The 19,553-nt window shown below is 45.0% G+C and carries 17 protein-coding genes; 8 read left to right on the top strand and 9 right to left on the bottom strand.

The annotated features are described in order from the left end of the window. Positions 1 to 51: 51 nt before the first annotated feature. Entirely contained in the window at positions 52 to 195 is a 144-nt protein-coding gene (locus QUA03_RS20680; protein WP_333214512.1) for a hypothetical protein, read from the bottom strand. A gap of 217 nt (positions 196 to 412) precedes the next feature. On the opposite strand from QUA03_RS20680, the gene QUA03_RS20675 reads away from it, so the two are divergent. Further along, the gene (locus tag QUA03_RS20675) at positions 413 to 1,819 is read left to right on the top strand and encodes an NB-ARC domain-containing protein (protein WP_333214510.1); all 1,407 of its coding nucleotides are present in this window, start codon (positions 413 to 415) and stop codon (positions 1,817 to 1,819) included. A gap of 848 nt (positions 1,820 to 2,667) precedes the next feature. Here QUA03_RS20675 and QUA03_RS20670 read toward each other — a convergent pair. After that, on the bottom strand, positions 2,668 to 3,009 hold the full coding sequence (locus tag QUA03_RS20670) for a winged helix-turn-helix domain-containing protein (RefSeq protein WP_333214514.1): 342 nt from the start codon (positions 3,007 to 3,009) through the stop codon (positions 2,668 to 2,670). A gap of 865 nt (positions 3,010 to 3,874) precedes the next feature. On the opposite strand from QUA03_RS20670, the gene QUA03_RS20665 reads away from it, so the two are divergent. After that, the gene (locus QUA03_RS20665) at positions 3,875 to 4,657 is read left to right on the top strand and encodes a DsbA family protein (protein WP_333214508.1); all 783 of its coding nucleotides are present in this window, start codon (positions 3,875 to 3,877) and stop codon (positions 4,655 to 4,657) included. Positions 4,658 to 4,753: 96 nt separating this feature from the next. Here QUA03_RS20665 and rpe read toward each other — a convergent pair whose 3' ends face one another. Then, positions 4,754 to 5,455 (bottom strand): ribulose-phosphate 3-epimerase, encoded by a 702-nt coding sequence (rpe, locus tag QUA03_RS20660; RefSeq protein ID WP_190744589.1) that lies wholly within the window; start codon positions 5,453 to 5,455, stop codon positions 4,754 to 4,756. Positions 5,456 to 5,700: 245 nt separating this feature from the next. Here rpe and QUA03_RS20655 point away from each other — a divergent pair, with 245 nt between their 5' ends. From QUA03_RS20655 to QUA03_RS20645, 3 genes are all read left to right on the top strand, one after another. Further along, complete coding sequence (locus tag QUA03_RS20655) at positions 5,701 to 6,075, top strand: hypothetical protein (protein WP_333214506.1); 375 nt, start codon at positions 5,701 to 5,703, stop codon at positions 6,073 to 6,075. A gap of 104 nt (positions 6,076 to 6,179) precedes the next feature. Continuing rightward, on the top strand, positions 6,180 to 7,595 hold the full coding sequence (locus QUA03_RS20650; protein WP_333214504.1) for an LCP family protein: 1,416 nt from the start codon (positions 6,180 to 6,182) through the stop codon (positions 7,593 to 7,595). A gap of 219 nt (positions 7,596 to 7,814) precedes the next feature. Further along, positions 7,815 to 8,243 (top strand): DUF202 domain-containing protein, encoded by a 429-nt coding sequence (locus tag QUA03_RS20645; RefSeq protein ID WP_333214502.1) that lies wholly within the window; start codon positions 7,815 to 7,817, stop codon positions 8,241 to 8,243. 493 nt (positions 8,244 to 8,736) lie between these two features. Here the strand turns inward: QUA03_RS20645 and lpdA are convergent, their stop codons facing one another. Then, a complete protein-coding gene (gene lpdA / locus QUA03_RS20640) occupies positions 8,737 to 10,173 on the bottom strand; it encodes a dihydrolipoyl dehydrogenase (protein ID WP_333214500.1) in 1,437 nt (478 codons plus the stop codon). Between the two features lie 277 nt (positions 10,174 to 10,450). Here lpdA and QUA03_RS20635 point away from each other — a divergent pair, with 277 nt between their 5' ends. Continuing rightward, positions 10,451 to 10,621, top strand: coding sequence for a hypothetical protein (locus tag QUA03_RS20635; RefSeq protein WP_333214498.1), 171 nt, complete (start codon positions 10,451 to 10,453; stop codon positions 10,619 to 10,621). Further along, a complete protein-coding gene (locus tag QUA03_RS20630) occupies positions 10,611 to 10,889 on the top strand; it encodes a hypothetical protein (protein ID WP_333171805.1) in 279 nt (92 codons plus the stop codon). Before QUA03_RS20635 ends, QUA03_RS20630 begins: the two co-directional genes overlap by 11 nt. Positions 10,890 to 11,274: 385 nt before the next feature. On the opposite strand, the gene QUA03_RS20625 is transcribed toward QUA03_RS20630, so the two are convergent. The 5 genes from QUA03_RS20625 to QUA03_RS20605 all read right to left on the bottom strand — a co-directional run bounded on the left by QUA03_RS20625 (position 11,275) and on the right by QUA03_RS20605 (position 18,324). Beyond that, the gene (locus QUA03_RS20625) at positions 11,275 to 13,554 is read right to left on the bottom strand and encodes a lipopolysaccharide biosynthesis (protein WP_333214496.1); all 2,280 of its coding nucleotides are present in this window, start codon (positions 13,552 to 13,554) and stop codon (positions 11,275 to 11,277) included. Positions 13,555 to 13,734: 180 nt separating this feature from the next. Then, positions 13,735 to 15,312 (bottom strand): polysaccharide biosynthesis/export family protein, encoded by a 1,578-nt coding sequence (locus QUA03_RS20620; protein ID WP_333214494.1) that lies wholly within the window; start codon positions 15,310 to 15,312, stop codon positions 13,735 to 13,737. Between the two features lie 128 nt (positions 15,313 to 15,440). Then, positions 15,441 to 16,160 carry a cyanoexosortase B system-associated protein gene (locus QUA03_RS20615; protein ID WP_333214492.1) on the bottom strand — a complete coding sequence of 240 codons (720 nt, stop codon included), beginning with the start codon at positions 16,158 to 16,160 and terminating at the stop codon, positions 15,441 to 15,443. Further along, on the bottom strand, positions 16,160 to 17,035 hold the full coding sequence (gene crtB, locus QUA03_RS20610; protein WP_333214490.1) for a cyanoexosortase B: 876 nt from the start codon (positions 17,033 to 17,035) through the stop codon (positions 16,160 to 16,162). The genes QUA03_RS20615 and crtB overlap by 1 nt, the downstream gene beginning before the upstream one ends. Positions 17,036 to 17,184: 149 nt before the next feature. Then, the gene (locus tag QUA03_RS20605; RefSeq protein WP_333214489.1) at positions 17,185 to 18,324 is read right to left on the bottom strand and encodes a DegT/DnrJ/EryC1/StrS family aminotransferase; all 1,140 of its coding nucleotides are present in this window, start codon (positions 18,322 to 18,324) and stop codon (positions 17,185 to 17,187) included. Positions 18,325 to 18,512: 188 nt separating this feature from the next. Here QUA03_RS20605 and QUA03_RS20600 point away from each other — a divergent pair, with 188 nt between their 5' ends. Next, on the top strand, positions 18,513 to 19,550 hold the full coding sequence (locus QUA03_RS20600; protein WP_333214486.1) for an NADP(H)-dependent aldo-keto reductase: 1,038 nt from the start codon (positions 18,513 to 18,515) through the stop codon (positions 19,548 to 19,550). The last annotated feature ends 3 nt before the right edge of the window (positions 19,551 to 19,553 follow it).

The raw sequence follows: 19,553 nt of genomic DNA, 5'->3' as shown, positions 1-19,553 counted from the left end.
CCACGATCCCAGACCCATGCAAATACTACCCTTGACAATTTCCCTTTTTCCTTAACTTGTCACCAATGGTAAACAACCATCCTTAAGGGAAGCTGCGGCGGTGATGCCCTTGGCTTGTAGCTGGCGGTTCAGCAGAAGCGCGATCGCCTTTGCATCTCCCTGTTTCGCGAGTTCCAAAATATTCGGTTGTGTCATAACAGGTAGAGAACGGTAGCGCTTAGCAAAACGTTTTGTTGTCTTAAGTATAAATTCTTTCCTAAATACCAAAGCTTGTCAAGCCATATAAAGTCATATTTAGTAGTTGTTTTCCATCCCAACTAGGTCATAAAAAGTCACATTTAGTTGGTTGCTAGCGAAAAAGTCATATTTAGTTGGGTTACAATCAGGTCAACCCCTTGCATCTCCCTGACCGATGGACGTTGAAGAAGCCTTAGAATTTGTAGACCATCTAGCTTTGACTACTACGGGAAAACATTTAGATAGTCTGCAAAAAGCTATATTACGCGGTGCTTGGGACAATCAGAAATATAAAGAAATTGCACAGCATCACAACCGTTCAGAGAAATACGTTAAAGAAGTTGGCTTTAAATTATGGAAACTTTTATCAGTTGCATTAGGCAAGGAACAAGTATCTAAAGCAAATTTTAGAGCCAAACTGGAAAATTTACAAGCTTCTAATATTGTCTCACTCGTCGGGAATGGCTGTATCCATATTGGCAACCTCTCTTCTGAAAGTTTGCCCTCCCCAGAAGTCTCACAATCTGAACCGCAAGACAAGAATAAATTTAACGAAAAAACAAGCAATTCCGAACGGAAAATACATTTAGATTTAGCTGATGCACCAGAACCCAACCTATTCTATAACCGCACATCCGAACTCACCACCCTCGAAAACTGGATTTTAGGCCGCACCCGCCTCATCACCATCTTAGGCTTATCCGGTATTGGCAAAACCGCCCTTACTCTCCAACTAATCTCACAAATTCAACACGAATTCGATCGCATCATCTGGCGAAGTCTCCGCAACTCTCCACCGCTGGCATCACTCCAAACCGAATTAATTAAATTCTGTAGGGGCGGTGTCCCCGTGCCCGTTCCCTATCCCGAAGAAAGGGCAACCACGGGGGGATTGCCCCTACTAGAATATTTACGATCGCACCGCTGTCTCATCATCCTCGATGATATCCAAACCATCTTCAGCAGCCAACAACTCGCAGGAAATTACCAACCTGGATATGAAAATTACGGCGCATTCTTCAAACAAATAACAGAATCATCCCACAACAGTTGCCTCATTCTCCTGAGTTGGGAAAAACCCAGAGAAATCGCCACCTTAGAAGGCGAAAACCGCCCCTGCAAATCTCTGCAACTCAACGGTTTAGGCCCCGAAGCACAAGAAATATTCAGAGAAAAAGGATTAGCAGAACCGGAGAAATGGTCAGAACTAATCGACCTTTACCGAGGCAATCCCTTATGGTTAAATATAGTTGCCACATTGATTCAAGACTTATTCGGCGGTAGCGTTTCCGAATTCCTCTCCTATGATACCCTATTCTTAGGAGACTTAGAATCACTCCTGCACCAGCATTTCGATCGCCTAACCGCATCCGAACAACAGGCGATCGCATGGCTAGCCAATACCCCCGAACCTGCCGACATCTCAAAAATACCAGAAAACCTGCAACTATCACCGCCCGAACTCTTGAAAGTCATGCAATCTTTAGGACGACGGTCATTAGTTGAAACAGTCAAACAAAACGGGCGATCGCACTTTACGATCGGGCCAGTAATCAGAGAGTATATAACAAACAAAAAATGAAAATCGCCACCTGGAACCTCAACTCAATCCGGTAGTAATAAATATGTAGTGAAGTTTAATTACAGTAATTGAATATAGCAATCCTATAGCAAGTCTATTTGAGTTGTGAATGTAGAACAACCTGAAATGCTTGTGATGATTGAATCGATTGTTTACAAATCAAATGGTTTTGCTATAAATGATTTTCTATATCTAGAGCAATCCTAAATAATTTTCTGTGTGTAAGTATATTGACGTATTTTGGGAAAATCAAATTTATGTTCCTTAGTAAGCTGTTCACCATTTAAATTTCAGAGGCTATCTAGGCCAGTAAAGGGTTTCAGGCTCTGAAATACGCAGTTTAAATGCTAAACAGCTTAAAAAATTCAAACAAAAATTTGACAATCTTAAAAGACCTACATAAATACCAATACTTTTTTAAAAAGTTTTTAACTTTTAACCAAATATCTTCAACGGGATTCTGTTGGGGAGCATTGGGAGCAAATAAAATACAAGTAATTGACTAATTATCAGGTTCTTTGTCACCATTTAGTTCTAATAAAAACTCTCTAAATTCTCCATATTTATGATAACTAGCTCCATTCCAAATCCAGATAATCTTGCGATTTTTATATTTATTTCGTAAGTATTTTATGAATTTAACTGTGGATTTTTTATCACCAGATGGATGGCTCTGAACATGGAATCTTTGCTTTAATAATTGACTGCGCCAAAATAAGTTTGTCTATCTTTTTCATTGGTAATTGGGACTGCAATTCTAATTTTTGATTAACCCCAAACATAACCAGTCAGATCACCATGAAGTAGATGACATTCATCTAAAAACAATACTATTATTTCCCCAGACTCTATACCAGCCTTGTTTTGTTTTTGAATAAAATATCGTTAATCTCTTCCGTTTTTTTTGTTACCAGTTCTTTATCAAAGTTAGGATTAGTTTTTTGAGTTTTTTTCCAACTTATTTTCGCCCGATCGAAAAGTTGATAGTAACTCTCTTTTGATTTATATATCACACCAAATTCTTGAGCTAAATAAGTAACCAACTCATCTAAGTTCCAATATTCTTTATTCTTTAACCACTCGATTACTTCAGTATTTTGCCGAGATGTTAAATACCCTTTTGAACCTTTATGTCTTAGTTTTATTCCGGCGATGCCTTTGGTTTTAAATTGTTTTTTCCAATAACCAATGAAAAACTTACTTACACCTAATATTTTGCTGATTTCATGGTAGATTTAACCTGAAAGCCCCATCCTTACAGCTATTGCTCGTTTTAGTTCTCTTGCATCGATATCGCTTTTCTTTTAATGAAATCTTCTAATTGGGCTAAGCTGTTCTACATTTAAACTGTGTGTCGAAAATCAATAAAACTCTTGTGGGACGGGCTTCTAGCCTGTCCCAATTTTCTAATTTAAATGCGTAACAGCTTATTTTTTTTTCCATATTTTTTTTTGTGAACGTTGGAAGTTATTCATTTTTTTTTGTCATAATTAAGTATTGCATATAATTGTATCACAGTCTTGATAATGATTTAGGATTGCTATAACGACGGAGATTCGTGAAGTTGACCTTGCCATAGGCCAGCAAAATAGTTGAAAATAAAGTGATTAAAAACTTCTTTTGGGGTTGACTAATCCGACATTTGTTGTACTATGGATTCAATAATTTTCATAAGGCAATCTGTTGAGCTTGTGTGTTTTTATAGCTTAGCCTAAAAGAGTCCCTTTTTTTATGTTGATTTTGGGTTCAGATTGCACTCACTTTTTTCACTTCTCTGCGGTATTGCGATCGCCTCCCTCTTTAAAAAGTGTCCGGAGTATTGTTGAGGCGAAATTATATTATAATAAATTCCCATTATTTAAATCTTAATTATTAGGTTAGTCGGTGTTCGTGTGATTCACAACCTTTCCCAATTACCGACTACGAATTACCGATCGCCACTAAATAAATATTGGTCACAGATAAAAAGAACTGCACAGCAGTCAACAGCGGTATACCTGACACTCCGCAAAATTAAATGTAGGATTAAGTGTTGCCGTGAATCAGAAAAAAAAGATGAACGTATCCACTATTTGGCGAAAACTCCGCAGCCAGCAAGCCTTCTGCTTGGCTGTACTCCTGGCAGGTTGCCTGGTATTTATCGGTTGTTCCCCCGCACAGTCAACGGCTGGCAATTCAGTCGATCCCAAGTTGAAAGAGCAAGTCTTGCAGGTGATCCGCGAAAATCCCCAAGCAATTTTAGAGTCGGTACAAGCGTACCAGCAACAACAGCAGCAGTCTCTCAAAGCAGCGCAGCAGTCATTTTTGCAGGAGATGAAAACTAATCCCAAATCTTCGATAGGGGATTCTCCCACCACGGGTTCAGCTTCGCAGCAGATTGTACTTTTAGAATTCTCTGACTTTCAATGTCCGTTTTGCGCGCGCGCTCACGATACTGTCAAGCAGTTTATGGCAAAGCACCAGGACAAAGTTACTTTAGCTTACAAGCATTTTCCCTTGACTTCTATTCACCCTCAAGCGCTGCCAGCAGCTAAAGCAGCTTGGGCGGCGGGCCAGCAGGGCAAATTCTGGGAATATTACAGCGCTTTGTTTGAAGGGCAGAAAGATTTAGGCGAGCCATTGTACGCATCGATCGCCCAAAAGCTCAATCTAAAATTAGATAAATTTAACACCGATCGCAACAGCCCCGCTGCAGAAGCCGCCATTGCCAAAGACGTGCAACTCGCTCAACAACTAGGCATTGAAGGCACTCCCTTCTTTATTATGAACGGCAAAACTTTCTCCGGGGCGATCGAGCTTTCTGAGATGGAAAGCATTCTCGCCTCTGTCTCGAAATAAGTAATTCCTGACTCTTAGAAACCGAGTCTAAAAATGCGTTCCCAGCCAAAGTAGGCTGGGAACGAGAAAAACCAGAAAAACTCGAAAAATCTTTGATTAAACCGCAGCCAACTCAGGAGTCGGGCGCTTGCTGTGGCGGATACCCTCGATCGCCCCTGCGTAATCATTGGCCTTAAACACAGCAGAACCAGCGACGATCGCATTTGCGCCGGCTTCCAGAACCTGCCAAGTATTGTTCCCCTTCAAACCGCCATCTACCTCAATCCAAGGATCGAGGCCCTTGTCGTCGCACATTTTACGCAACTGGCGAATTTTCGGCAAAACAGCCGGGATAAAACTTTGACCACCAAAGCCCGGATTGACGCTCATAATCAGCACCAAATCGCAAAGTTCCAGCACGTACTCGATCAACTCCAGCGGCGTCGAAGGATTCAGAACCACACCAGCCATTTTGCCCAATTCCCGAATTTGGCCGAGGGTGCGGTGCAAGTGAGGCGAAGCATTGTGTTCCGCGTGAACCGAAATAATGTCAGCACCCGCCTTAGCGAAGTCCTCGACGTACTTCTCCGGCTCCACAATCATCAAGTGGACATCGATTACCTTGGTAGTAACGGGGCGAATTGCCTCAACAATCAGCGGCCCGATAGTAATATTAGGAACAAAGCGACCGTCCATCACATCTACGTGAATCCAGTCAGCCCCAGCTCGATCGACAGCCTGAATCTCTTCTCCAAGACGGCTAAAATCGGCTGATAATATGGATGGAGCAATAACAATGGGTTTTTGGGATTGGGTCATGGCTAAGTCTGTTCTCCTGTCTGCTGTGCTGTATCCAGTTTATCAAAATACGGGTCTCCGGGTCGAAAAGTTGCCAACGATCAGTCGCGAGATTGGGAGGGCAGAAAAATTTTGCCTCTGACAGACAAGTTTGGCGATCGCGCACTAGCCCAGCTCTCGGAATTTTGGTTTAGGATATAAATTTTCCCTCTAACAAATAACTTGTGTGCAAAATCTGACCTTCTGCAAATTTTGAGTACCGAATTATGAAAAGAACAGATCCCTTAGAAAATCCTGAACTCGATCGTGCCAGTCTGTTTGTATTAATGATCCCAGTCATCGGCTTTTTCCCCGCCCTGTGGACTCTTTACCGCCGTCAGGGTAGTCCCGAACGCAAAGCCATCAGCCGCTTGGCAATTGCCCTTGCTTTTAGTTGGCTCTTAGGACATATTCTTTTAGAAGCTGGAGCGATTTCTGCGGAATCTCCGACACTTCCCATGTTATTAATGAGTAGCCTGCTAACAACCAGCTATTTCATCGTTGCTCTGGGACTGATGGTTCGCCTCTGGAAGCGTCAACCACTATGGTTGCCCGGAATTAGTCGCTTAGCCGAGCAAGTAGTAGGCAAACATTTATCATAATTTAGGGTTCTTTTAAGCCCCTACCCTATTGATTGAGTGCGTCTTCAGCTTGATACTACATATTGCCATTATCTTTTTTATTTTTGTTGTGTGTGAGGAAGCCAGTGCCAGCTCAAAAAATTCCTAATCAAGACCCTATCCAACAATCCACTGCTCAACCTGCAACCAAAAAAGCTTCCCAGCCCCATCGAGGCCGCTGGCTGGGTTTTGGTTTTGGTTTGGCTGGAGTAGCCATGCTCTCAGCCACAGCCGGAGCATTGCTAGCCGTCTCCCTTTCTACAACGCCGCTTCAGCAACAAAAGTTGAGCCCTGAAGAAGCAGCAGTATTTTCTCAAGGCGACATGGCAAAGCTCAACATGAAGATGCCGGAGCTGACTCGCCCAGTTAATATTTTAGTTTTAGGACTTAAAGTTCTGACCTCTGACATCGAAGGAGGTGTCAACAAAAATGTCGGATACGAGGTTTGGGAAAACTCCTTTAAGGGCTTAACCGATACCATGCTTTTGGTTAGATTTGACCCTCAAAATAAAAAGTTAAGCGTGCTTTCCATTCCGCGAGACACCCGCACCTATGTTGAAGGCAGGGGTGTCGTGAAAATCAACGAAGCTAATTACTACGGTGGCCCGGCTTCGTCAGCGAAGTCAGTCAGCGGACTCCTTGGCGGTGTGGGAATTGACCGCTACGTCACAGTTAATATTCATGGCATAAAAAGTTTGGTCGATGCCCTGGGTGGCATTACTATTAATGTCCCTAAAGACATGAAGTATACCGATAACAGCCAGCATTTATATATAGATTTAAAGGCTGGTAAGCAAAAACTCAACGGCGAACAAATCGTGCAATATTTGCTTTATCGGCACGACGATTTGGGCGACATCGGGCGGGTGCAGCGCCAGCAATTGTTGATGCGGGCTTTTGTGGAACAGGAAGTAAATGTAGGTTTGCTGTCTCGACTACCGAAGATTTTGTCGGTGATTCAGTCTCACCTTGACACGAATTTGAGTATAGAAGAATTGGTAGCTTTGGCTGGTTTTGCTACTCAAACCGATCGCGCAGGCGTCCAGATGTTGATGGTTCCCGGCAAATTTAGCGATTCTAAGGACTACAAGGCAAGTTTTTGGTTGCCAGACCAATATGCCATCGAAACTATGGTGGCGGAACATTTTGACTTCGGCCAAAATACTTGGACAATTGAGAATGCTGATTCGACTTTTCTGAACGTGGCGATTCAAGATAGTACCGGAGATCCATCGGCTGTTGAAGATTTTGTCAATAATTTGACTCAAGCCGGTTATCGGAATGTTCAGGTTTATAAAGCTTGGCCGGAACCCCTGGAAGTAACTACTCTAGTAGCTCAACAGGGCGATATTAAAGGTGCTCAAGCGATTCGCCAGTTTTTGGGTTTTGGAGATGTGTTGGTTGAGAGTACCGGTTCTTTGCAGTCCGACGTGACAATTAGATTGGGTAAGGATTGGTTGGAGAAAAAGGCTCATTCCGGCAGTGCAGCTAAGTCTTTTTAAACTGGGCTTTAACCGCAGTATTTGTAGGGACACAGCAATGCTGTGTCCTCTTATTTTCTGTTGGTATGAGAGGGAAGCGATCGCTTTTTGTCGATTTACTGTACTATATTTTTTGGTGATGATGAATCACGATCTCCATAGCGATACTTCCCTCCGCAATCTCAACTGAAACAATAATCAACGAGGGAAAGCTTAAAATATTTTATAAAGGTAGGGTTGATGAACAAGGGTGCTAAAATAGACCGGCAGCGGGAACATCAGGCAAATGAACGCACCTTTCTGGCATGGTTACGAACTTCACTCGCTTTAATTGGTTTTGGGTTTGCAATCAGTCGGTTCAGTTTATTTCTCCGTCAATTTCAAGCTACAGTGACTCAGCAAGAAGTTTCCTCCCCTCCCTTCTTCAACTCAGAAACTTTAGGGCTGAGTCTGGTCGTTTTTGGAATTGCGGTCATTGCCTTGGCAGCATGGCGTTATAATCGAGTTTTCTGGCAAATTGAGCGAGGTGATTATCGCCCAAATCGTGTGCTAGTTTGGATTCTGACTGGAGTTGTAATGATTTTAGGAACGTTAAGCATTCCGTTATTGCTATGGCGAGATCGCGGAAATATAGCTCCCACTTCAACTCCTAAAAACTCTCAATTCTAAGTTAACCCGATCGCTTAGCTAAAGTGAAAATAACCCCAACCATATCCTTAAGCTTTTGTGAATCTAGATTGTCTATGGTGTTCGAGAGATGGGGAGAGAATTTGAAGATTTTTGATCGGGTCATCGAAATATACAATTTAAATACTGTACAACTTACAAGCGGAAGCAAGTGAAATGAAGTAATTAGCTGTCTGTTTATTATTGACGAACAGCGATTTATACATTACAACGAGCCTTTATTGAGGAATATTCACCAAGAGGGAATGTCATTTCTCAATAAGCCTTTGACGGGCGGGCAGGATGCCCACTCCACAAAAAAACTTACTTTTTGTGGAACAGGCATCTTGCCGGTTCTGGAGAATACTAAAAGATTGCAATTGCGAACACTTTCATCTCCTTTAACTTACTCTACCACCGCCCTCAAACAGAATACTTAAATCCCCGACTTCTTCAAGAAGCCGGGGATCTAAAACAAGAAAACAGCCCCTACAGATTAATGACTACCCGCTCCAGCCGCCCGTTTAAACGCCTCATCCAACACTTCCGAAAGGGTCGGGTGCGTGTGCACTCGGAATGCCAAAGTGTTAACAGAATCGCGCTGGGCGATCGCATTTGCCGCCTCCTGAATTAAATCCGAAGCGTGCAAACCGAAAATGTGAACTCCCAACAACTCCCCAGTATCTTTCCGGTAAATCACCTTAGCCATACCGTCAGTTTCACCCTCCGCAATAGCCTTAGAATTTCCCTTAAAATAACTCTTGACAGAACCGACCTCAAACCCTTCAGCTTTTCCTAACTCTTTGGCCGCAGGTTCAGTCATCCCCACATAGCTAATTTCCGGGTGAGTAAACGCCGCCGCCGGGATACTCAAATAGTCAACTTCGCGCGCACGACCGCAAATATTTTCCACCGCAGCAATTCCCTGAGCAGACGCAGAATGCGCTAACATCATCTTGCCATTAACATCGCCGATCGCCCACAAATTTTGCACCGGTTCTCCCGCCGCCAAAACCTGCATCTTATCGTTAACTGGGATATAACCGCGCATCGTTTCCACGCCAACAGTTTCTAACCCCAAATTCTTGCTCACCGGCACCCGACCAGTTGCTACCAAACAAGCGTCAACTTCCAAAACTTCGACAACTTCCTTAGTTTTGAAATCAGCTAATTCAATAATTACCGGCGAACCAGGAATAATCTTCTTGGCCAAAACACCTACTTTTGTTTCAATATCGCGGGGTGCAATTAACACTCGTTCTGCTAATTTAGCAATATCCGGGTCAAAAGTCGGCATCAATTGGTCTAGAGCTTCAATCATCGTAATTTCGCAGCCCAGGGCTGTGTAAATATCCGAAAACTCCAAACCGATATAACCGCTGCCAATAATTGCGATCCACTTCGGCAGCGATTCCAGCCTGACTGCATCATCGCTGGTAAATACAGTTTTGCCGTCAATTTCTATCCCGGGGGGGACGAAGGGAACCGAACCGGGAGCGAGAATAATATCCTTGGCAGTAATAGTTTTCTCGCCTTTATCGGTTTCGACGGTAATTTTTTGAGCACTGGCAATTTTGCCCCAACCTTGGATGACATCCACGTTCAAACGTTTGAGGCTGTTGGTCAAGTCGCCGCGAAGTTTGCTAACAATAGTATTAGCGTGATTGGCGATCGCCCCGCGATCGAAATCCACACTGCCCAATTGAATACCCAAAGTCTTTAGGTGGTGGGCATTCCGCAAATCTCGCACTCGCCCGGAAGCCGCCAACAGCGCCTTCGAGGGAATGCAGCCGCGGTTGACGCAAGTCCCCCCCATGTCCCCCGCTTCGATAATTGCCACTTTCAGCCCGCAGCTAACCGCGTGTATGGCCGCGCCGTGTCCGCCCACGCCAGCGCCGATAATTGCTAAATCGTAATCAAATCCCTGAGTCACCTTAAAATCTCCTAATGCCTTTGAAATCTTAGGACTCAAGCAAAAAACACCGTCTCTCCGTCCTTTCGAGGTGGCGCGTTGCCATCGCAACCCTTGAACAGCGGTAATAGTTGCATAAGTCCTGTCTCCTTATTCTCGACTAGACTAGGGTTAATTAGACAACGAAAGAGCCGTAACTGAGATTTTTTCAGGGTCAATGATTTTGAGCTGGGTCTGCACCAAGTCTCAAATCACTCAGTAGGCGGGTGTAGAGTTAAATATAGTTTGAAGGCTGACAATGCCCGCTACAGGTTTTATAGGGCAGCAAGTTCAGCAGCAAGCATTCCACCGTCCGGTTAAATTGTGTCCGCTTGCTTGTTTTAGTCGGGTTTTCATGTCTGCACGCCTTGGGGGCGGGCAGAGTTTGTTGGCAACTTTTAGAGTCTATGGAGTGGCTTATGACGGATGACGACGACCAGAAAGATTTACGCCGGGCCTCAGCTCAATCATTTTTTGAGTCCCTGGATGAATTGTTCGATTCTATAGAATCGAACAGCACTCAAGCTGCACAACCGAAATCTCCACCGCCTCCGGCTAAGTCTTCGAGTCAGTCTTCGAGTTTGCCGAAGAAGACTAGACCTGCGAAAATTAATTTGTCGGATTTTGAAGATGCGATCGCCGATTTGGAACAGTTTATCCAGAGCAAACACCAGAAACGCCCTGAATCCAATCAATAGTGCGATGACACATTTTCAAGTAATGACGGTTGACGGTTGACGGTTGACGGTTGACAAGTGACCAATTTTACACCTAATTTCCAGCTCCCAGATTCATCTGTGGAGTCAATTTTTCAACCTAAAATCTAAAATATAAAATTGACTGGCTGTTGAATGTTGAACTCGCCCAAAAACGGAGACTTGCTTTAAGACAGGAGTCCTGGAAAACGAAAAATTTTAGACCAAAATTCTTCCTCCCAGATTCATCTGTGGGGTCGGTTCTAAAATATAAAATCTAAAATAGACTGGCTGTTAACGCTGATTTCGACTTAAGCTGCTGATGTCGCTGCCTACAATATATTCATATTTAGTTGAGGATTGCTTTTACAGAATCAAGCCAGATAAATCATCTCAATTTACTATTAATAGCCTTGTTTTTAGGCTTTGAGTGCTGCGGTAATTGCCTCGATCGCACTTCGATCGCCCGATCGCCGATCGCACTCACAGGCAACTCCCATTCATCAATATCAATATCATTGCGGAACTTCACCGGAATATCAGCACCGTTAATAATCGCTCCCAACAGCCGCGGCCCGGATTTATGCGAATCCTCATCCTCAGATTCCAGCAACTGATCTGCAGCCTCAGACAACATACTAGACAAAGTGTAACCAGGCCGCGCCACCAAAATCATACCGTCCGTGTACGGTTCCAGCGTCAGGGCATCGTTGCACTCGCTCAACGCCGGAGAATCTACAACCACAAAATCAAAGCGGTTGCGAACATCCTCAAACAATCTCCGCATTTCGCTGGATTCTAGTACGGCGGAGGCTTGCCGCAAAAAGCCGGGACTCGGCACAACGTATAGATTCTCTACCTCTGGAACCAAAAGGACGCACTCGCTAATATTGCCGTAATAGTGCAAAGGTTCCACAGTCGCCAAAGGATCAGCAGCAATTTTCAAAGATTCAACGTTAGAAGGCGATCGCAAATCTGCTTCAATTAGTAAAGTCCGTTTACCCGATCGAGCCGATGCAATTGCCAAATTGTAAGCACTAAAACTTTTCCCCTCCAAAGGCGCTGCCGAAGTCAGCAACACCACCTTTACCGGTTTGTTCCCGATCCGGCGCAAATTAGTACGCAACCGCTCGTAAAATTCCAAATAGGGAGAATTTACCTCCAGGGCCAGAGGCATTTCATCGCCGTAGGAATCAAACACCGTCACTTCAGGCAAAACTGCCAGTATCGGCACCTCTTTTTCCACCAAAGCCGCCCGCACTTCTTCCCAACTGTAAAACTTGCCGTTGAGCATCCCCAACAGAAATATCAACCCCCCGCCCAGCAGCAATCCCACAAATCCGCCCACCGCCAGCATCACGGGCAAACCTCTCTTGTTGGACTCAACGTCATCAGTTTGCGGCCATTGGGCGATTCTCAAACTCCCCGTTGTCTCAGCTACCGCCGCCTCAGCATCTACCAAAGCCGACAGCATCTTGTCGTAGAGAGCTTTTTTGAACGCCACTTGCTGCGCCAAACGGGCTTGTTCTAACTGCTTGTTGGGGATTGTCGCGTGTTCCCGACGCAATTCTTTTTCAGTTTTCTCGATTCCTTGGAGTTGCTGTTGCACCGTATCCCGCTGCGTTTGCAAAGCAATCAAAGTTTGAGCTAACTGCTGTCTGGCCGGATCTAAAGAAGAGTCTACCCGAATTCGATCGGCACTTCTGAGCGGAGCCGCCACTCCGTTACCGCCGAGTACCTCAGACTGGCGCTGCTGCAACTGCTGCTCAAAAGCAAGTTTTTGTTTAAGCAATTCTACAATTTTCGGGTGTTCCTCCTGCAAGTCGCTGCGGAGAATTTTGAGCTGAGATTCGATCGAAAACAATTGCACTCGCAGTTGGGCAATAATTGGATCGGCTGAGAGTGCTTGAGCGACGTAAGCTTGCTCCACATTCAATCCCAAGCGATCCTGCAAACTGTTAATTTGAGCTTCAATTCCTCCCAACTGCACGCGGAGTTGCCGCTGCTGCTGTTGGATGCTGGTAATCGCTTGCGGCAAAGCACCGCTCTGAGCTGCTAAAATTGAAGTTCCTTCTCGTTTTTCGTAGGCTTCAAGTTTTGCTTCCGTCTCTCTAAGTTCCTGAGTTACTTTCGGCAAACGCTGGTTGATTTGGGTGATCGTTTCTCGCAGTCTAGAAGTATTAATATTTTTGCTGTGTTCCACCATTTCGTTCATCAGCGTCTTTACTACCGCTTCTGCTTGTTTACGCTCGGCATTTTTGTACAATATTTGAATCAAAGCGCTGGGGTCATTATTCTTACTGGGCATCTTTATTTGCACATCTTTTCCCAGCTTGTCAGCCAAAGCTTGTACTTTTTCCGCTTCTTCTTTGTTTAATTTTCCTTCGGGTTTGATGAGTTTTTTTGCTGCTGGTTCAACCACCCTTGTATCCAGCAGCATATCTTTAGTTATTTCTTGTCCTTCCTGTTGAATTTTAGTAGTAGTGGATGAAAAAATCACGCTCGGTCTGTCGTAGGCCAGCGTACCTATTGCAACGTAAACTGGCGCAGGCTTTGGCTGCATAGCCACTACTCCCGACACGCCCACAGTCACCGCGAGAGTAGCCAGTCCCACCCACTTGTATTGGTCAAAAGCAATTAAATAACGTTTAACAACGGATAAAGTCATGATGATTTTAGATTTTAGATTTTAGATTTTAGATTTCTAATTGTTAACGATAACTAATGATTCCTGACTAATTCTACAAATCCCCCAAAAACCTTAGAACTTTCGGTCTGCGAGCTAAACCCATATCGCCTAAGTCATTCCCCATCTTAAATCTAAAATCTAAAATCTAAAATGGTATGACTACCTATCATTACGTGACGGGCCGAACAAATCTGTTACTCCATTTCTCAACTGCTCAAAGAACAGAATAAATCCCAAAGTATCCCGGAATGGTCGAGTAAAAGTGTTGAGTACATAACCAATGCGCTCTACCAGATTCCTACCAATCACAATCACATCATTATCTTCGAGCATCGGGTTCTGAGAAACATTGCCCTCCAAAGCAGCTTTAGCATCTATCGAACGGTTGATTGCTCTACCTTGCTTTTCGTCGAACCGAATCAGGGCTATTTTCCGCAAGTCAGCAAGATTAACAGGCAAGTTGTTGAGAGCATCCAAAAACCTGCTGCCATTTTCTATGTAGAACGAGGTCAAACCACCACTAGCGTAACTCAAAACTCGAACGTAGATCCTGGGCTTAATCAAAGTAGACCGCGAAACTAGAGCTTTGTCGTAGTCTAGGTTTTTGGTACTAGCGTCCAATTCCGGGATGACAATCACATCTCCCGATGCCAAAGGAAAATCGAACAAATCGTTACCGTTTGCTAGGGGAGTGTAGAGGTCGATTGGTTCCTCGACCGAGGAGCCGTTCATCAGCGTCCGCCGCACTCGCACCTCCCGCAAATCGGCTTTTCCCGTGACTCCCCCCGCAATTACCAAAGCAGCCGAAATTCGACCCGAACCCGCCGGAAGCGTGTAAAAACCAGGTTTGCTGACTTCTCCGGTGACAGTGATTTGGACGGGGACAGCAGCAGCAGCGAGGCTGTACCTGGATGCTAAATCTTGATCGGATTTGCGATCGGGCCTAACCTGTTTATACGGTACGACGATCGCATCTCCATCTTCCAAACGCAAATCCGGTGGAGCAATACCAGCTTGCAACGGTGTCAAAATATCAACAACTTGCTCCGCGACAGCACCTCCCGGCAGAGTCCGCCGCACCCGCACCGCCCGCAGTTCCGCCGTAGGATTAGTCCCAGCAGCAGCCGCCAAAGCAGCAGGAAGCTGGGGGGTTTGCAACGGATAAAAACCCGGTCTGGCAACTTCCCCCGTCACGGTCACCACTACGGGGCGCTGAACCAGCAAAGCAGCCGAGACTTGAGGATTTTTGATAAATTGGCCAAAGCGCTCCCGGAGGCGCTGCTGTGATTCTTCGACAGTAAGACCACGCACATTTACTGTTCCGATTAGCGGTAGTACAATTACGCCTTCAGGGCTGATTGGACCCGTAAAACCTAGCTCTGGGAAGCGCTGAACTTGAACAGAAATCTGGTCTCCCGGCCCGAGGCGGTAGGGCCGATTCCGAAAAGCTGGGTTAATATCCCGGTTGAAATTGGCAGGGGGCGGTGGCGGTAAACGCAATGGCGGTGGCGCCACGAGGCGCTCGGAACCAGGAGCAACAGATTGAGCTAAAGCCGTTTCCGAAAAATTTTTGCTATTAAAACCCCAGAATACAGCAGCAAAAGATAGAGTCCAAGCAGTTGAATGCAGGCCTGCTAAGTAAAAAGCGAGGCGATTTTTAATAGGGGATTTTTGCCACATTTTCAGAGGATTTAAAAAAGTAATATTTTGAATAATGGTCTGACTTGTAAGTTTCATCTAAATATAGCGACGAGAAAAAACAATAAGATATTTTCGGGCGGGTTGAACCCAGATATTTACTAAGAAGCAGTTGATTGTGGCAAAATCCGCCCACCCCCTAGGCCGATTTATTTGCACATACCTGCTTACTGAAACCGAAAAGTTTCTGTAATTAATTTAGCCTGGACACTTTCGGCAAGAGATTCCAACAATGGTTGAGCTATCTTAATCTCCCCCTGCGGTTGAATGGGAAGGATGATACTGACAGCAACCCAAGAGGCGCGGCGGTTCGAGAGTCTAGCAATACTGTCTTCCCAAAACCAGCGGCTGGTTGTTGGAGAACCCCCGTTAGGCCAAGCGTACCACTGCACGACAGCAAAAGTTTGTTGGCGAGTCCAGCTTCGGAAAAACCTCGCCTCGACATTAGGCGTTGGCTGGCCGGGTATTGGTGCTAATTTAACTGTAAACCTCAAAGTGCGATGAGAATCGGTTTGCCATCGGTGAAATCCATCGATATCTAGCCATTCTACTTGGGGCTGGTTTTTGGGGTAATTTTGAGGCAACAGCAATAAAATGGCAATTGTTTTATCTTTTTTAATTTCTTGAACTAACCATCTGTGAGCGCCAATTTGGACGTTATTCTGAACGGCTATAACTTGCCACCCAGGAATTTTTATCCCGTTTTGGTGCACACTTCTTAATTGCTTGAGGTTGGCAAGGGTTGGTGGGTTTGTCCAAGGCCATCTTCCCGTCGCGTAGCCGGGAATTGCTACTGCCCCAACTAATACCAGCAAAAACACCAGCACCATAATTTTAGATAATTGATATCGCCGCAGTAGTTTCTGTGCTGAAATCATCTGTTTCATTAATTGCCAGACTGACTAGGGAAATACTTTTCCATCCCGTTGAGGAGAAGTACCAATAACCCTAGTATACAAGCAGAATACAAATCTCCGCCCCATCCGGCGTGTAGCCAAGTAAAAAGCGCCTCTCTGTTGGTTCCGTGAAAGTAAGTTAGCAAAGTATTGCGAAAAATGTTGGAAGTAATGCTAATAATGGATGTAATCACTAAAAACAAAAGACTTTTTTTGCGAGAGTCCCACACTCCCGTCCAATCCAGTAGAATTAAGCTGACGTAAAGACTGGTAAACAGCATTTTTAAGCCTGCACAGTGTGGAGCAACTTCTACAATGCGCTCGTTTACGTACAGATAAATTTCTTCCACTCTCACGTTGATACCAACCTTAATTAATATCCAGCCTGATGCTTCAGCAATAAATTGCTGTAAGGGTAAGGCGTAGGGTTCTAGGAGGTAAGGAATGTGGTTCGGCGATGCCAGAAATACGAACAAAAGTGGCATCGCCTGCAATTGTAAGCCGGGAATTCCTTTTAAAGATAAGCAAATGCTGGCTAGCATTACGGGGAGGGATAAATTTACTAAATCGCTCAAGCGACTCAGATAAAAAAGCGTGGCTAGTACCAGCAAAAAGCCTCCCAAAGGATGCGGTGAGTGGGGCAAGCTGCGCCAGGACTTTCGGTTCATCCAAGCAACATAAGCTGCGTAGGGCAAACCAATTAGTCCGTGGCTGAAATATTCGTGTTCGAGGCTGATGCTTTTGTTGAGCCAGCCGTCGTACCAGTGTACTAGCAGGGGGGCGTACAGCAGCACTAGGAGCACAGTGATACCTTCCGCCAGGAGGTATCGCTTGAAAACAATGCGAATTTTGCGCTGGATGTGCATGGTTTGAGAAGTTTTAAGATTGCCGCGCTGGATTCGCAACGCTTTCGGGTTTTCAACTGTGAGTTAAAGATTTGTTAATTTCCCACCCAAACGCTTTGAGAACTGCACCCTACTGCTTGAAACAACTCCAGCATAAGTTTTATGAACAATTAGCAATTCAATGATAGTACGATCGCCCGAACAACTTGCTCGATCTGAGTATTGCTCAATCCGGGATACATTGGCAATGATAAAATTTGTTCGCACAGGGTTTCTGCGTGGGGAAAGTCGCCCCGATTGCCTAAGTTTTGGTAGGCGGGTTGCAGGTGACAAGGTACGGGATAGTGTATACCTGTTTGAATGCCGTGTTGGCCGAGTTTTTCCTGAAGGGTGTTGCGGTTGATCGAGCTTTCCTCAGTAATTTGGATAACATATAGGTGATAAATGTGACCGCTGCTGCTGTGGTTGGCGATCGGTACAATGCCTTTGTGTTTCAATGGTTGTAGTAGAGTATTGTAGTGTTGGGCGGCGGCGGTGCGAGCGCGATTCCATTTTTCTAAGTAAGGCAATTTAACATTTAGCACGGCGGCTTGCAAATTGTCGAGGCGGCTGTTGCTACCGATTTCGGTGTGCAAATATTTGCTGGGTGCTCCGTAATTGCGGAGAGTTCGCATTTTTTCTGCGAGCTCTGCATCGTTAGTAATGAACATCCCGCCGTCGCCAAAAGAACCGAGGTTTTTGCTGGGATAAAAGCTGAATGCTGCTGCTGTACCAATGGAACCCGCGCGGTATCCTTCTCTTTCGGCTAAGTGCGCTTGGGCGGCATCTTCAAATATGATTAAATCGTGGCGGTTCGCAAAATCTAAAAGCTGCCGAGGCGATACCATTTGACCGTAGAGGTGTACGGGGATAATTGCTTTAGTTTTCGAGGTAACTGCTGTTTCGGCGGCTGTGAGGTCAATCAGGGCGGTTTCCGGGTCGCAATCTACAAGAATAGGTATAGCTTTGGCTTGGAGGACGGCGATGACGGTGGCGATAAAAGTGTTCGCGGGTATGATAATTTCGTCGCCCGGATTAATGCCGCAAGCTTGGAGTCCCAGAGCGATCGCATCTGTTCCACAAGCCACTCCTACGCCGTATTTTACTCCAGAAGCTGCTGCAAATGCTGTTTCAAATTCCGCGAGTGCTTGGCCTAAAATAAAATCTCCTTGCTCGATAATTTTTCCAATGGTTTCTGTTATTTGAGATTGGATTGGTTGGTGTTGCAGGGAGAGGTTGACAAACGGAACTTTTGGCGGGCGACTACTCATACATCAGAGGAATACTAATTATTTATATTAACATTTAAGTGCGGATATCTTTTAATTTTTTTTAACCGCAGAGGGCGCAGAGGAAAAGAGGAAGAGAGGAGAAAGCCGATCGCACTTTTCTGGAGCTGTCAATTAAATCAAACTTTTTCTGTAATATAGAATCAGATAATTTTCCAGCAATCAAACTCATGGAATACAAAAAACTAGGCGACAGTGACTTATCAGTATCTGAAATCTGTTTGGGTACGATGACTTATGGCCAGCAGAACACCGTTGCAGAAGCGGCCCAACAGCTCGATTTTGCGATCGATAGAGGAATCAACTTTATCGATACGGCAGAAATGTATCCTGTCCCTGGAAAGGCGGAAACTCAGGGCAAAACAGAGGAATATATCGGCGAATGGTTGGCGAAACAGCAGCGGGATAAAGTCATTATAGCGACTAAAGTGGCGGGCAGAAGCACTCGATTAAAGTGGATTCGGGAAGGGAAAAATCAGATCGATCGCCCAAATGTCGAAAAAGCCCTGAATGACAGCCTGAAGCGCTTGCAAACTGACTACATCGACCTCTATCAGATCCACTGGCCAGACCGCTACGTCCCGCTATTTGGCGCGCCGGATTACGACATCGCCCAAGAGCAAGAAACAGTACCGATTTTGGAACAGTTAGAGGTATTGGCTGACTTAATTAAAGCTGGGAAAATCCGCTATTTGGGTTTGAGCAACGAGACGCCTTGGGGAGTTTGCGAGTTTTGCACGTTGGCTGAAAAACACGGCTTGCCGAAGGTTGTTTCGATTCAGAATGCTTTCAGTTTGAGCAATCGGACATTTCACTTGAATTTAGCCGAAACTTGCCGTTTTAAGAATGTGGGATTGCTGGCTTATAGTCCTTTGGGATTTGGGCTGTTAACGGGTAAATACTTGAATGGAATTCCTGAAAATTCTAGGTTGGCTTTATTTGCGGGATTTGGTCAGCGTTACGATAAAACTAATCTGAATGATGCGGTGAAAGCGTATGTTGAGATTGCGGGTAAAAATGGGATAAGTCCGGCGCAGATGGCTTTGGCGTATGTGCGATCGCGCTGGTTTGTAACTAGCACTATTATCGGTGCAACCAGCCTCGGACAGTTGGAGGAAAATGTCGGTAGTTTGGAGGTGAATTTGGATCGGGAGATTATAGCGGAAATCGATGCGGTGCACGCTAAGTATCCGAATCCGACACCGTAAGTT

Origin of the sequence: Microcoleus sp. S36b_A4 (assembly GCF_036700645.1) — a bacterium.
In the GTDB taxonomy this organism is placed as follows: domain Bacteria; phylum Cyanobacteriota; class Cyanobacteriia; order Cyanobacteriales; family Microcoleaceae; genus Microcoleus.
The sequence above is the reverse complement of the archived record's forward strand: the minus strand, read 5'-3'. Positions and strand labels throughout refer to the sequence as shown.

Excerpts from the sequence above, each read along its gene's own strand:
- QUA03_RS20680 (WP_333214512.1), bottom strand. The coding sequence starts at position 195 with ATGACACAACCGAATATTTTGGAACTCGCGAAACAGGGAGATGCAAAG.
- QUA03_RS20675 (WP_333214510.1), top strand. The coding sequence starts at position 413 with ATGGACGTTGAAGAAGCCTTAGAATTTGTAGACCATCTAGCTTTGACT.
- QUA03_RS20665 (WP_333214508.1), top strand. The coding sequence starts at position 3,875 with ATGAACGTATCCACTATTTGGCGAAAACTCCGCAGCCAGCAAGCCTTC.
- rpe (WP_190744589.1), bottom strand. The coding sequence starts at position 5,455 with ATGACCCAATCCCAAAAACCCATTGTTATTGCTCCATCCATATTATCA.
- QUA03_RS20655 (WP_333214506.1), top strand. The coding sequence starts at position 5,701 with ATGAAAAGAACAGATCCCTTAGAAAATCCTGAACTCGATCGTGCCAGT.
- QUA03_RS20645 (WP_333214502.1), top strand. The coding sequence starts at position 7,815 with ATGAACAAGGGTGCTAAAATAGACCGGCAGCGGGAACATCAGGCAAAT.
- QUA03_RS20635 (WP_333214498.1), top strand. The coding sequence starts at position 10,451 with ATGCCCGCTACAGGTTTTATAGGGCAGCAAGTTCAGCAGCAAGCATTC.
- QUA03_RS20630 (WP_333171805.1), top strand. The coding sequence starts at position 10,611 with ATGACGGATGACGACGACCAGAAAGATTTACGCCGGGCCTCAGCTCAA.
- QUA03_RS20625 (WP_333214496.1), bottom strand. The coding sequence starts at position 13,554 with ATGACTTTATCCGTTGTTAAACGTTATTTAATTGCTTTTGACCAATAC.
- QUA03_RS20620 (WP_333214494.1), bottom strand. The coding sequence starts at position 15,312 with ATGAAACTTACAAGTCAGACCATTATTCAAAATATTACTTTTTTAAAT.
- QUA03_RS20615 (WP_333214492.1), bottom strand. The coding sequence starts at position 16,160 with ATGAAACAGATGATTTCAGCACAGAAACTACTGCGGCGATATCAATTA.
- crtB (WP_333214490.1), bottom strand. The coding sequence starts at position 17,035 with ATGCACATCCAGCGCAAAATTCGCATTGTTTTCAAGCGATACCTCCTG.
- QUA03_RS20605 (WP_333214489.1), bottom strand. The coding sequence starts at position 18,324 with ATGAGTAGTCGCCCGCCAAAAGTTCCGTTTGTCAACCTCTCCCTGCAA.
- QUA03_RS20600 (WP_333214486.1), top strand. The coding sequence starts at position 18,513 with ATGGAATACAAAAAACTAGGCGACAGTGACTTATCAGTATCTGAAATC.